We start from the raw sequence: 12,936 nt of genomic DNA, 5'->3' as shown, positions 1-12,936 counted from the left end.
CGGTCAGGTCGGGTTGTGGAAGAGCCCGGCCGACCAGGAGATCAGCAGGCCCACGGCGGCGGAGCAGCAGCAGACGAGCAGGGCGGCGGCGACCACGGCGAGGATCATCCACGCGGAGGTGCGCCGGGGCGTCGACCCCGGCTCGTCCTCGTCGGTCATCGCCGCCGCCCCGTCGTCAGGCGCGACCGAGGCGGTCCAGGATCCAGGCGTTGATGAACGCCTCCTCACGCCAGGAGTCGTAGCGACCGCTCGGGCCGCCGTGCCCGGCACCCATCTCGGTCTTCAGCAGGTAGTCGCCGCCCGGGGCGACCGCCCGCAGCCGGGCGATCCACTTCGCCGGCTCGGAGTAGAGCACCCGGGTGTCGTTGAGGCTGGTCACCGCGAGGATCGCGGGATAGTCCACGGCGGTGACGTTCTCGTACGGCGTGTAGGACTTCATGTACGCGTACACCTCGGGGTCGTCGAGGGGATTGCCCCACTCCTCCCACTCGGTGACTGTCAGCGGCAGCGACGGGTCGAGGATCGAGGTGAGCGCGTCCACGAACGGCACCTGCGCCACGATCCCGGTGAACGCGTCCGGCGCGAGGTTGGCCACCGCACCCATCAGCAGGCCACCGGCCGAGGCGCCCCGGGCGACCAGTCGGTCGCTGGCCGTCCAGCCGGCCTTGACCAGGTGCCGGGCGCACGCCACGAAGTCGGTGAAGGTGTTCTTCTTGGCCAGCAGCTTGCCCTGGTCGTACCACCGTCGGCCCAGCTCACCGCCGCCCCTGATGTGCGCCACCGCGAAGACCACGCCCCGGTCCAACAGGGACAGCCGGGCCACCGAGAACCACGGGTCCATGCTGGCCTCGTACGAGCCGTAGCCGTACAGCTCGCAGGGCGCCGAGCCGTCCCGGGGGGTGCCGACCCGGCAGACCAGCGAGATCGGCACCCGGGTGCCGTCGTCGGCGAGCGCCCAGTCGCGGTGCTGCTCGTACTCGGCCGGGTCGTACGGTCGCCCGTCCGGCCCGGGCAGCACCGGCTTCTGCTTGAGCAGCACCATCTGCCGGGTGACCAGGTCGTAGTCGTACACCGAGTCGGGGGTGATCAGGGAGGAGTAGCGCAGCCGGACCCGACCGGTGCGGTACTCGGGGTTGGCGTCCAACCCGACGCTGTACAGCGGCTCGGGGAAGTCGATGTCGTACCCGTCGTCGCTGCCCACCGGCAGCACCCGCAGCCCGGTGAGCCCGTCGGTGCGCAGTGACACCACCAGGTGGTTGGCGAAGGCGTCCACGGCCTCCAGCCGGGTGCCGGGGGTGTGTTCGATCAGCGGCACCCAGTCGCCCGGTACGTCCGCCGAGGTGAACGCCAGTGCGAAGTCCTCAGCGTTGTCGTTGTGCAGGATCAGGAAGCGGTGCCCGTGGTGCTCCACCGTGTATTCGACGCCCTGCCGGCGGGGCGCGATCACGGCGGGCGCGCCGGTCGGGTTGCCGGCGGGGATCACCAGGACCTCGCTGGTGATCTTGCTGTGCACGTCGATGAGGATGAACTTCTCCGACCGGGTGAGCTCCACGCCCACCCAGAACCGCTCGTCGTCCTCCTGGTGGACCACCACGTCGTCGGCGGCGGGGGAGCCGATGGTGTGCCGCCAGACCCGGTTCGGTCGCCAGGCGTCGTCCACCGTCACGTAGAACAGCACCGAGGCGTCGGTCGACCAGGCGGTGCCGTAGAACGTGTCCGGCACCTCGTCGGGCAGCAGCTCACCGGTGGTCAGGTCCTTCACCCGCAGGGTGAACCGTTCGTCGCCGGAGAAGTCGGTGGAGTAGGCCAGCCAGCGACCGTCCGGGCTGACGTCGAACGCGCCGAGCGAGAAGAAGTCGTGCCCCTCGGCCAGCAGGTTTCCGTCGAGCAGCACCTCCTCGCCGTCGAGTGGGGCGCCGTCCACGCTGACCGGCGGGTCGGTCTCACCGTCGCGGACCGCCCGTCGGCACTGCACTCCGTACTGCTGCCCCTCGACCGTCCGGGTGTAGTACCAGTGACCGCCCTTGCGGGTCGGCACGGACAGGTCGGTCTCCTGGGTGCGTCGGCGAGTCTCCTCGAACAGGTCGGCGCGCAGGTCGGCCAGGTGTGCCGTCCGCGCGTCGGTGTACTCGTTCTCGGCGGTCAGGTAGGCGATCGTCTCCGGGTCGTCCTTTGCGGCGAGCCAGGCGTACTCGTCGACGACGGTGTCGCCGTGGTGGGTGCGCTCGCTGGGCACCCGCTTCGCCGCGGGCGGGGCAGTCTCGGTGGTCACGGCGGCCACGTTACCGGCCGGCAGCGGCAGTGCGCCGGACCAGCGGCATCCCGATAGCCGCTACCACTGCATTCGAACACATGTACGATGGCCGCCATGGCGGCAGCAGCGAGTTCCCTCGACCGGTCCGGAGCCCTTGAGATCACCCGACGGTTGGCGGCGATCTGCGGCCCGCCCTTCTCCCGACTGGCCGGGCCCGCCGACGAGGTGGCGGGGCGACCGGCACGCTGGGTGGCCGTTCCCGGCGGCCCGCACGCCGCCGCCGAGGTGCTGCGGCTGGCCGCCAGACACGATCTGACGGTGGTGCCCCGAGGCGCGGGCACGAAGATCGACTGGGGTGCCACGCCCGTTCAGGTCGACATCCTGCTCGACACCGGCCGGCTCGCCGGCATCGGTCACGAGCCGGTCGAGTCGCTGGTCACCGACGTGGGGGCCGGCACTCCACTGCGGGCGGTGCAGGCCACCCTGGAGCGCACCGGGCAACGGCTCGCGATGGACGCCCCGTCACCCGGCGCGACTCTGGGTGGCGTGCTCGCCGCCGGCGAGGCCGGTCCGCTCCGGCACCGCCACGGCAGTCCCTGCGACCAACTGCTCGGTGTGCGCTACCTCGCCGCCGACGGCGAGCTGATCAGCATCGGTGGCGGCGCGCCCGGTCTCGACCTGGCCCACCTGCTCTGCGGCTCCCAGGGCGCGCTCGGTGTGCTGGTCTCGGCGAGCCTGCGGGTGCAGCCGCTGCCGGCCAGCAGGCTCTGGGTGTCCCGCCCGGTGTGGACGCCGTTGGAGGTGCACGACCTGGTCCGGACGATCCTCGCCGCCCGACTGGAGCCGTCGGCCATCGAACTGGATCTGCCCGGGGGCACCCCCCGCCCGCGTACGCCGTACCCGCCCGGTCACCCGGCGGCCACCGCCCGGGAGCGCCACCCGTCGATGTCCGGCCGGGCCGGTGCCCCGTCCCGGGCCGGCAGCCTGGTGGTGCTGCTGGAGGGCGGCCCCGCCGACGTCACCGAGCGGGCCGAGCGGCTGGTCGGCCTGTTGCACGGCGAGGCCACCATCGCCCACTCGGCGCCGACGTGGTGGCGCCGCTATCCGTTCGCGCCCGGTGACACGGCACTGCGCCTGGAGGTGCCGATCGGCGATCTGCACGCCGCCGTGTACGCGCTCCGCGACGCGGCCGGCACGCCCGTCCCGGTGCGCGGGTCCGCCGGGCTGGGCATGGTGCACGCGGCACTGCCCGGGGCGCTGGCACCCGACCGGGTGGCGTCCATCCTGGCCGCCGTCCGCGGGGTGCTGCTGGCCCGGCAGGGTCGCTGCGTGGTGATCTCCGCTCCGGCGGCGGTCCGCCAGGCGGTCGACCTCTGGGGTGAGCTGGCCGGCCTGGCCCAGTTGCGCGCCGCGAAGCGTCACCTGGATCCGGAGCACCGACTCGCCCCCGGCCGGCTCCCCGGCGGCCTGTGAGGTCGGGGCAGGGCATCGGAGCTGCGACCCGAGACCCGGAGACGGCGCGACGGTCAGGTCGCGTCGTTGCGCAGCACCAGGACGGCGATGTCGTCCCGGGGCGGCTCCACCGAGAAGTTGATCGCCGCGGCGCGCAACCGGGCGGCCACCACGTCGGCCGAGTAACCGGCCAGCGGCGCGGCGGCGTCCCGCAGCCGGTCGGTGCCGAACAGCTCCCGGCCGCGCCGCCGCTCGGTGACCCCGTCGGTGTAGAAGATCAGTGAATCGCCCGGGGCGAGCGTGATCTCCGCCGTCGGCGAGGTGATCGTGTCGAGCAGGCCGAGCGCGGTGCCGCCGGTGCCGACGAACTCAGCGCCGCCCGTCCCGGCCAGCAGCACCGGCCGGTCGTGCCCGGCGAGGTGCAGCGACACCGCCAACTGGTCGCCCTGGCCCGGCCCGACCGCCGCCAGCGCCAACGTGCAGTAACGGCCGCCACCGCGCTCGACAAGCGTGTCGTTGAGCCGGGCCAGCGCCTCCGGCAACGGTTTGCCGTCGCCGACCAGCACCCTGATCACGTCGCGGACCAGCCCGGTCACCGCGGCGGCCTGGACACCCTTGCCCGAGACATCACCGATCACCACCAGCCAGCGTCCGTCCGGCAGCGGCACCACGTCGTAGAAGTCGCCCCCCACCTCGGCGTCGTCGCCGGTCGGGACGTACTCGGCGGCGAACCCGATCCCGTCCACCACCGGCAGCACCGGGGGCAGCAGCGACTGCTGCAGCGTCTGCGCCACGCGACGGCGCTCGGCGTGGATCCGGGCGTTCTCGATGGCCAGCGCGGCCCGCCGGGCCACGTCCTCCAACACGGCCACCTCGTCCGGGTCGTGCCGGTGCCGCTGGTGCCGCCCCACCGCCAGGGTGCCGAGCCGCTGCCCGCGGGCGATCAGCGGGACCGCGAAACCCTCCATCGGCCCGCCCAGCGGGATCTGCGCCGCGCTGCGGGACGCCTCGCGCAGGCGGGCCTGGACCGAGTCCGGCCCGGTCTCGGCCAGCACCTTGTGCAACTGCGGCAGCATCGACTCGTCGGCGTGGCTGGCCGCCGCCAACCGCAGCCGACCCCACTCGTCGGTGGTGTGCACCGCGCACCACTGACCGAGTCGCGGCACCACCAACTGCGGCACCAGCGCCATGGTCAGGTCGACGTCCAACGACTGGGCCAGCAGTTCACTCGCCTCGGCCAGGAACGTCAGCCACACCTGCCGGCGGATGTCGGCCCGGCGCAGCCGGTCGTTCTCCAGGTGCAGCGACAGCCGCTCGGCGGTGAGCACCGCCAACGGTTGGGCGTACGCCGACGGCGCCGCGTCCAGCTCCAACTCGCCGGCGTACGGGCGGTGCACCGTCAGCGGCACCCGGAGCAGCTCACTGCCGGGGCGGGGCGGCCGACCGAAGCGGGCCAGCACCTGACTGCCCTGCCCGTCGCCCCGGTCCAGTCGGATCGTGCCGCCGGCCGCGCCCACCATCTCGGCGACCCGGCTCAGCAGGCTGGTGGCGAAGTCGGGCAGCGGGTCGTCCCCGTACAGGTCGGGGGCGGTCTGCATGAGTTCGCTCATCGCGCTGGCGCTCGGCGCGGACGGGTCGGCGCCCGTCGGTGGGCCGGCGCTGGCCGGTGTCGACTCGCCGACGGTGCCCGCGGCGGGCGGGTCGACGCCGGGGCGGTCCAGCCGGAACCAGACGCCCTTCCCGGTGGGCAGGTACGTGGTGCCCCAGCGGCTGGCGAAGTGGTCGACGAGCAGCAGACCCCGACCGCGCACGGAGACCTCGTTGATCTCGGTGGCGTCGTTGCGGTCGCCGACTGTCAGCTCGTCGCCCGAGCCGGGGGCGAAGTCGGAGACGGTGACGGTCAGCCCGACCTCGTCGGCGACGACCTCGATGTCCAGCTCGGTGCCGGCGTGTTCGACGGCGTTGGTGGTCAGCTCGGTGGTGAGCAGCAGTGCCTCGTTGGCCAGCTCGTCCAGGTGTGACTCGGTCAACACCGAGCGGACCACGGCGCGGGCGGCGGCCGGCGTACGGCGGTCGGCGGGCAGCCGGACACGCCGGACGGCCCCGTCCCGGGCCCCGGCCGTCGCGGGCCCCGCCTCGGCTGACACCCCCGTATCCTCCACCGTTCCCCTGCCGGGTGCCAAGCGGATCATCAATCGGGACTGTCGCGTCGGTCAGTCCCACCTGCGGCGGGGCACGCCGCTGACGCGTCGAAAGGGCCGGCGCGGGCGCCGGGCGAGGTTTGCGGCGCGCCGTGCCGGCTCGGCGCCGATCGGGCGGCTCGGCGGGGCGATCGATGTGATCTGGCGGGTCGCGCACCCTGGCACCACGGCGTGCGCGGGCACAATATGGGGTGCCGGCGTGTCCGCACGGACCGGCGCCCCCAAGTTGAGCGAGGAATGATGACCACGGCGAAGCAGTCGTTCGCGGATCCGTCCGCGCCCGACCACGAGGCGCTCCTCGGCGAGTTGACCGAGGCCCTGCGACGGATCGGTCGCGGCGACCTGAAGGTCCGGCTTCCCCGCCGCGCCGGCAAGGCGGGCGAGGTGGCGGACGCCTTCAACGAGGTGGTCTCGCTCCAGGAACGGCAGTACCTGGACCTGCGGCGGATCAGCCGGATCGTCGGCCGCGACGGCCGGCTCACCGAGCGGCTCGACGACGAGGGGCTGGACGGCTCCTGGGCGGAGGGGCAGCGGGCGATCAACTCGCTGATCGACGACCTGGGTCGACCCACCACCGAGATCGCCCGGGTGATCGTGGCGGTGGCCGACGGTGACCTGTCCCAGCACATGGCGTTGGAGATCGACGGTCGGCCGCTGCGCGGTGAGTACCTGCGCATCGGGCGCACCGTGAACACGATGGTGGACCAGTTGTCGTCGTTCGCCGACGAGGTGACCCGGGTGGCCCGTGAGGTGGGCACCGAGGGCAAGCTGGGCGGCCAGGCCGACGTGCGGGGCGTCGCCGGCACCTGGAAGGACCTCACCGACTCGGTGAACACCATGGCGTCGAACCTGACCGGCCAGGTGCGGTCGATCTCGCAGGTGGCGACGGCGGTGGCGAAGGGTGACCTGTCGCAGAAGATCACTGTCGGCGCGCGGGGTGAGGTCGCCGAGCTGGCCGCCACGATGAACTACCTCACCGACACCCTGCGGCTCTTCGCCGAGCAGGTGACCCGGGTGGCCCGTGAGGTGGGCACCGAGGGCAAGTTGGGTGGCCAGGCCGAGGTGCCGAACGTGGCGGGCACCTGGAAGGACCTGACCGACAGCGTCAACTCGATGGCGTCGAACCTGACCGCCCAGGTCCGTAACATCGCGCAGGTCTCCACCGCGGTGGCGCGCGGAGACCTGTCGCAGAAGATCACCGTGGCGGCGCAGGGCGAGATCCTGGAGCTGAAGGACACCGTCAACACGATGGTGGACCAGTTGTCGTCGTTCGCCGACGAGGTGACCCGGGTCGCGCGTGAGGTGGGCATCGAGGGCAAGCTGGGCGGCCAGGCCCAGGTACGCGGCGTCTCCGGCACCTGGCGTGACCTCACCGAGAACGTCAACCAGCTGGCCGGCAACCTGACCAGCCAGGTCCGCAACATCTCCCAGGTCTCCACGGCCGTGGCCAAGGGTGACCTGTCGCAGAAGATCACGGTGGACGCCCAGGGCGAGATCCTGGAGCTGAAGAACACCGTCAACACGATGGTCGACCAGTTGTCGTCGTTCGCCGACGAGGTGACCCGGGTCGCGCGTGAGGTGGGCACCGAGGGCAACCTGGGTGGTCAGGCGCAGGTGAAGGGCGTCTCCGGCACCTGGCGGGACCTGACTGACAACGTCAACTCGATGGCGTCGAACCTGACCAGCCAGGTCCGCAACATCGCGTCGGTGACCACCGCCGTGGCGAAGGGTGACCTGTCGCAGAAGATCACGGTGGACGCGCGGGGCGAGATCCTGGAGCTGAAGTCGACTGTCAACACGATGGTGGATCAGTTGTCGTCGTTCGCCGACGAGGTGACCCGGGTTGCCCGTGAGGTGGGCACCGAGGGCAAGCTGGGCGGCCAGGCGCAGGTACGCGGGGTCGCCGGCACCTGGCGGGATCTGACCGACAACGTCAACTCGATGGCGTCGAACCTGACCGCCCAGGTGCGCAACATCGCGCAGGTCTCCACGGCGGTGGCGAAGGGTGACCTGTCGCAGAAGATCACGGTGGACGCGCGGGGCGAGATCCTGGAGCTGAAGTCGACTGTCAACACGATGGTGGATCAGTTGTCGTCGTTCGCCGACGAGGTGACCCGGGTCGCCCGTGAGGTGGGCACCGAGGGCAAGCTCGGTGGTCAGGCGCAGGTGAAGGGGGTTTCCGGCACCTGGCGGGACCTGACCGACAACGTCAACTCGATGGCGTCGAACCTGACCAGCCAGGTCCGCAACATCGCGTCGGTGACCACCGCCGTGGCGAAGGGTGACCTGTCGCAGAAGATCACGGTGGACGCCCAGGGCGAGATCCTGGAGCTGAAGTCGACCGTCAACACCATGGTCGACCAGCTGTCGTCGTTCGCCGACGAGGTGACCCGGGTTGCCCGCGAGGTCGGTATCGAGGGCAAGCTCGGCGGGCAGGCCCAGGTGAAGGGGGTTTCCGGCACCTGGCGGGACCTCACCGAGAACGTCAACCAGCTCGCCTCGACGCTGACCACGCAGTTGCGCGCCATCGCCCAGGTGTCCACGTCGGTGACCCGCGGCGACCTGACCCAGCGGATCGCGGTCAAGGCGCAGGGCGAGGTCGCCGAGCTGAAGGACAACATCAACCAGATGATCGTCACCCTCCGGGAGACGACCAAGAAGAATGCCGAGCAGGGCTGGCTGGACTCCAACCTCGCCCGGATCGGCGGCCTGTTGCAGGGCCAGCGCGACCTCGGTGAGGTCTGCCGCATGATCATGACGGAGGTGACCCCGCTGGTCGACGCCCAGCTCGGTGCCTTCTTCCTGGCCGACGACGCCGACGGCAGCATGCGGCTGCGGCTGACCTCCTCGTACGGGTACGTGGCGCGCGGGCACGACGTCACCTTCGGGCCGGGTGAAGGGCTGGTCGGTCAGACGGCGCTCTCCCGTCGCACCATCCGGGTCAGCGCCTCCCCGAACAGCCGGCTCACCCTGCGCTCCGGGCTGGCCGAAACACCCCCGTCCGACCTGGTGGTGCTGCCCGTCCTGTTCGAGGGTGAGCTGCTCGGGGTGATCGAGTTCGCCAGCGTGTCGGCCTTCTCCGAGCTGCACCTGTCGTTCCTGGAGCGGCTGGTGCTCACCATCGGCATCGCTGTCAACACCATCCAGGCCAACCGGCGTACGGAGGAACTGCTGGCCCAGTCGCAGCGGCTGGCGCACGAGATGCAGGAGCAGTCGGCGGAGTTGCAGCGCACCAACGCCGAGCTGGAGGAGAAGGCCACGCTGCTGTCCGAGCAGAAGGGCAACATCGAGACGAAGAACCGGGAGATCGAGCTGGCCCGGCTGGGCCTGGAGGAGAAGGCGCAGCAGCTGACCCGGGCGTCGGCGTACAAGTCGGAGTTCCTGGCCAACATGAGCCACGAGCTGCGGACCCCGCTGAACTCGTTGCTGCTGTTGGCCCGTCTGCTGGCCGAGAACTCGGAGCAGAACCTCAGCCCGAAGCAGATCGAGTTCGCCCGGACCATCCACGGGTCCGGCTCCGACCTGCTCCGTCTGATCGACGACATCCTCGACCTGTCGAAGATCGAGGCGGGTCGGATGGACGTCGAGCCGACCGAGATCCGCTTCACCGAGCTGCGCGGCTACGTCGAGCAGGCGTTCGCGCCGCAGGCCGAGGAGAAGAACCTGGACTTCCAGGTACGGGTGAGCAAGGATCTGCCGCCGGCGTTGGTGACCGACCCGCAGCGGTTGCAGCAGATCCTGCGCAACCTGCTCTCCAACGCGGTGAAGTTCACCGACAACGGTGCGGTGACGCTGCGGATCGCCCCGGCCGCGGAGAACGCGGTCTTCGACGTCCCGGCGCTGACGAACGCCCAGCAGGTGATCGCGTTCACCGTGATCGACACCGGGATCGGCATCTCCGACGACAAGTTGTCGATCATCTTCGAGGCGTTCCAGCAGGCCGACGGCACGACAAGTCGCCGGTACGGCGGCACCGGCCTGGGTCTGTCGATCAGCCGCGATCTGGCCCGACTGATCGGCGGCACCATCACCGTCTCGTCCGCGCCCGGTCAGGGGTCGACGTTCACCCTGTTCGTGCCGCAGGTGCTGGCCCCGGACGCCGTGGTCGCGCCGCAGACCCCGTCCCCGCAGCGGGCCGGCCTGCCGTCGTCGCTGCTGATGCCGCCGCTGGAGCTGTTGCCGGATCGGCCGGAGGCACCGGCCACCCGGCAACTGGACGGCGCCACCGTGCTGATCGTTGACGACGACGTCCGCAACGTCTTCGCCCTGACCAGTGCGTTGGAGCTGCACGGGATGACCGTGCTGTACTCGGACAACGGGGCGGACGGTGTCCGCCTGCTGGCCGAGCACCCGGAGGTGGACATCGTGCTGATGGACGCCATGATGCCTGACCAGGACGGTTACGAGACCACCCGTCAGATTCGCCGCAACCACCGGTTCGCGGACCTTCCGGTGGTCTTCCTGACCGCGAAGGCGATGCCGGGCGACCGTGAGTCGGCGCTCGCTGCCGGGGGCAGCGACTACATCACCAAGCCGGTCGACCTGGACGACCTGATCGAGCTGATGTCGTCCTGGATCAACGGCAGCCGCACCGAGGAGACTTCGTGACCCAGATGGCCAAAGCGCTGCTCGTGGACGACCGGCGGCAGAATCTGACGGCCCTGGAGGCGATCCTCCAGGGGCTGCCGGTCCAGTCCGTGGCGGTGGAGAGCGGCGAGGCGGCGCTCAAGCAGCTGCTGGTGGACGACTTCGCGGTCATCCTGTTGGACGCGCAGATGCCGGACATGGACGGCTTCGAGACGGCGAGCCACATCAAGCGCCGCGAACGGACCCGACACGTGCCGATCATCTTCCTCACCGCCGCCGACCGGGACGCCCAGCTCGCTCTGCGGGGTTACCAGGTGGGTGCGGTGGACTATCTCACCAAGCCGTTCGACCCGTGGGTGCTGCGGGCCAAGGTGTCGGTCTTCGTCGAGCTGTGGGTGAAGACCCGGCAGCTGGCCACCCAGTCGGACCTGGTCCGGGAGCGCGACACGCAGTGGCGGCGGCTCACCGACGCCGTCGACGAGGCGACGGCCCTGCTCCGCTCGGACGACCCGGAGGTCCGCGACCGGGCGGTGCGGCTGCTCGAACAGGCCCGCTGGGGCAACACCGCCTGAGGCGGCGGGCGACTCAGCCGGTGGGCTGGTCGTTGCGGATCATCAGGGCGCTGCGCAGGCCGGTGATGTCCAGTACGCGGATCAGGAAGTCGCCCACGTGGGTCAGCATCAGCAGGCTCTGCGCGTGGCTGGCCTTGCGGCTGAGCACGACGAGGGTGCCCAGACCCTGCGAGTCGCAGAAGGTGACACCACCGAGATCGAGCACGATCCGCGGGGGTGGGTCGGCCAGCACCTCGTTGACGACGGTGGAGAGCTGCGCCGCCGTGAGCATGTCGATCTCACCGGCCAGGCGCAGCACTGCTTCGTCGCCCGTCCGGTGTAGCGTGATGGACAGTTCGGCACGATCCACCCGATCAGCCTAGCGCGATCCGACCGACCTGGCCTGTCGAGGCCGTGAGCATGGTCGTCGAGGCCACGAGGGTCCCCTTCTCGGCGCTGCCGAGGGGCGCGGGTCATGGGTGAGCCGGGTAACCCGACAACGGGGTGGCTGCTGGTGGGCCGTCTGGCGCTGTCACAATGACCGCATCGTGACCGACATCTTTCCCGCCGGACCAGGCCGCTACCCAGCCGACGCGCCGGCCTCCGAGGCCCTGTTCGACCGCGCCCGCGCCATCGTGCCGGGCGGGGTCAACTCCCCTGTGCGCGCCTTCCAGGCGGTTGGCGGCACCCCCCGCTTCATGGTCCGTGGTGAGGGCCCGTGGCTGTACGACGCCGACGGTCGCCGCTACGTCGATCTGGTCTGCTCGTGGGGTCCGCTGATCCTCGGGCACGCCCACCCGGAGGTGGTGGAAGCCGTCCAGGCCGCCGCGGCCCGGGGCACCAGCTTCGGCACGCCCACTCCCGGTGAGGTGGAGTTGGCGGCCGAGATCGTCGCCCGCACCCCGGTCGAGCAGGTCCGTCTGGTCAACTCCGGCACCGAGGCGACCATGTCGGCGATCCGGCTGGCGCGCGGCTTCACCGGCCGCTCGAAGATCGTCAAGTTCGCCGGCTGCTACCACGGTCACGTCGACGCCCTGCTCGCCGCCGCCGGCTCCGGCGTGGCCACGCTGGGCCTGCCCGACTCGCCCGGCGTGACCGGCGCGGCGGCCAGCGAGACGATCGTGCTGCCGTACAACGACATCCGGGCCGTCGAGGAGGCGTTCGCCGCCGAGGGCCAGCACATCGCCGCGGTGATCACCGAGGCCGCCGCCGGCAACATGGGCGTGGTGGCCCCCCGCGACGGCTTCAACCAGCAGCTCGCCCGGATCGCGCACGCCCACGGCGCCCTGCTCGTGGTGGACGAGGTGATGACGGGGTTCCGGGTCTCCCGCGCCGGGTGGCACGGCCTCGACGCGTCCGACGCCGACCTGTGGACGTACGGCAAGGTCATGGGTGGTGGCCTGCCGGCCGCGGCGTTCGGCGGGCGGGCGGACATCATGGCGCGGCTCGCGCCGGCCGGCCCGGTCTACCAGGCCGGCACCCTGTCCGGTAACCCGTTGGCCTGCGCCGCCGGTCTGGCCACCCTGCGGCTCGCCGACGACGCGCTGTACCAGCGCCTCGACGAGACGGCGACCGTCGTGGGCAAGCTGGCGTCCGACGCGTTGGCCGCCGCCGGGGTCGCGCACCGCCTGTCGTACGCGGGCAGCATGTTCTCGATCTTCTTCACCGACGCCGACGTGGTCGACTACGACAGCGCGCGCACCCAGCAGGTGCCGGCGTTCAAGGCGTTCTTCCACGCGATGCTCGCCGCCGGGGTCTACCTGCCGCCCAGCGCGTTCGAATCGTGGTTCGTGTCGGCGGCGATCGACGACGCCGCTCTGGAGCACATCGCCGACGCGCTGCCGACGGCGGCGAACGCGGCGGCAGCGGCCGGTCACGGGGGGTAGTCAAC

General features: G+C 71.4%; 8 protein-coding genes. 4 read left to right on the top strand and 4 right to left on the bottom strand.

The window, feature by feature from the left end; all coding sequences use genetic code 11:
- Positions 1-3 precede the first annotated feature (3 nt).
- On the bottom strand, positions 4-159 hold the full coding sequence (locus tag AB0C03_RS14600; RefSeq protein ID WP_210865017.1) for a hypothetical protein: 156 nt from the start codon (positions 157-159) through the stop codon (positions 4-6).
- Positions 160-175: 16 nt separating this feature from the next.
- Positions 176-2,272 carry a S9 family peptidase gene (locus tag AB0C03_RS14595; RefSeq protein ID WP_030334005.1) on the bottom strand — a complete coding sequence of 699 codons (2,097 nt, stop codon included), beginning with the start codon at positions 2,270-2,272 and terminating at the stop codon, positions 176-178.
- A 96-nt stretch (positions 2,273-2,368) separates the two neighbouring features.
- On the opposite strand from AB0C03_RS14595, the gene AB0C03_RS14590 reads away from it, so the two are divergent.
- On the top strand, positions 2,369-3,727 hold the full coding sequence (locus AB0C03_RS14590) for an FAD-binding oxidoreductase (RefSeq protein ID WP_357637049.1): 1,359 nt from the start codon (positions 2,369-2,371) through the stop codon (positions 3,725-3,727).
- 53 nt (positions 3,728-3,780) lie between these two features.
- Here the strand turns inward: AB0C03_RS14590 and AB0C03_RS14585 are convergent, their stop codons facing one another.
- Positions 3,781-5,853, bottom strand: coding sequence for a SpoIIE family protein phosphatase (locus AB0C03_RS14585; protein ID WP_210865015.1), 2,073 nt, complete (start codon positions 5,851-5,853; stop codon positions 3,781-3,783).
- Positions 5,854-6,147: 294 nt separating this feature from the next.
- Between AB0C03_RS14585 and AB0C03_RS14580 the strand changes: the two genes are divergently transcribed.
- A complete protein-coding gene (locus AB0C03_RS14580; protein ID WP_030334010.1) occupies positions 6,148-10,515 on the top strand; it encodes a HAMP domain-containing protein in 4,368 nt (1,455 codons plus the stop codon).
- Positions 10,512-11,066, top strand: coding sequence for a response regulator (locus AB0C03_RS14575; protein ID WP_030334012.1), 555 nt, complete (start codon positions 10,512-10,514; stop codon positions 11,064-11,066). Before AB0C03_RS14580 ends, AB0C03_RS14575 begins: the two co-directional genes overlap by 4 nt.
- Before the next feature lie 13 nt (positions 11,067-11,079).
- Here AB0C03_RS14575 and AB0C03_RS14570 read toward each other — a convergent pair whose 3' ends face one another.
- Complete coding sequence (locus AB0C03_RS14570) at positions 11,080-11,415, bottom strand: STAS domain-containing protein (RefSeq protein WP_007454492.1); 336 nt, start codon at positions 11,413-11,415, stop codon at positions 11,080-11,082.
- A gap of 178 nt (positions 11,416-11,593) precedes the next feature.
- Between AB0C03_RS14570 and hemL the strand changes: the two genes are divergently transcribed.
- Entirely contained in the window at positions 11,594-12,931 is a 1,338-nt protein-coding gene (hemL, locus tag AB0C03_RS14565; protein WP_210865013.1) for a glutamate-1-semialdehyde 2,1-aminomutase, read from the top strand.
- Positions 12,932-12,936 lie beyond the last annotated feature (5 nt).

It is taken from the genome of Micromonospora parva (assembly GCF_040649675.1).
GTDB lineage: Bacteria > Actinomycetota > Actinomycetes > Mycobacteriales > Micromonosporaceae > Micromonospora > Micromonospora parva.
The sequence above is the reverse complement of the archived record's forward strand: the minus strand, read 5'-3'. Positions and strand labels throughout refer to the sequence as shown.

What these genes read in the sequence shown, in the direction of transcription:
- AB0C03_RS14600 (WP_210865017.1), bottom strand. Translation starts at nt 159, where the DNA reads ATGACCGACGAGGACGAGCCGGGGTCGACGCCCCGGCGCACCTCCGCG.
- AB0C03_RS14590 (WP_357637049.1), top strand. Translation starts at nt 2,369, where the DNA reads ATGGCGGCAGCAGCGAGTTCCCTCGACCGGTCCGGAGCCCTTGAGATC.
- AB0C03_RS14580 (WP_030334010.1), top strand. Translation starts at nt 6,148, where the DNA reads ATGACCACGGCGAAGCAGTCGTTCGCGGATCCGTCCGCGCCCGACCAC.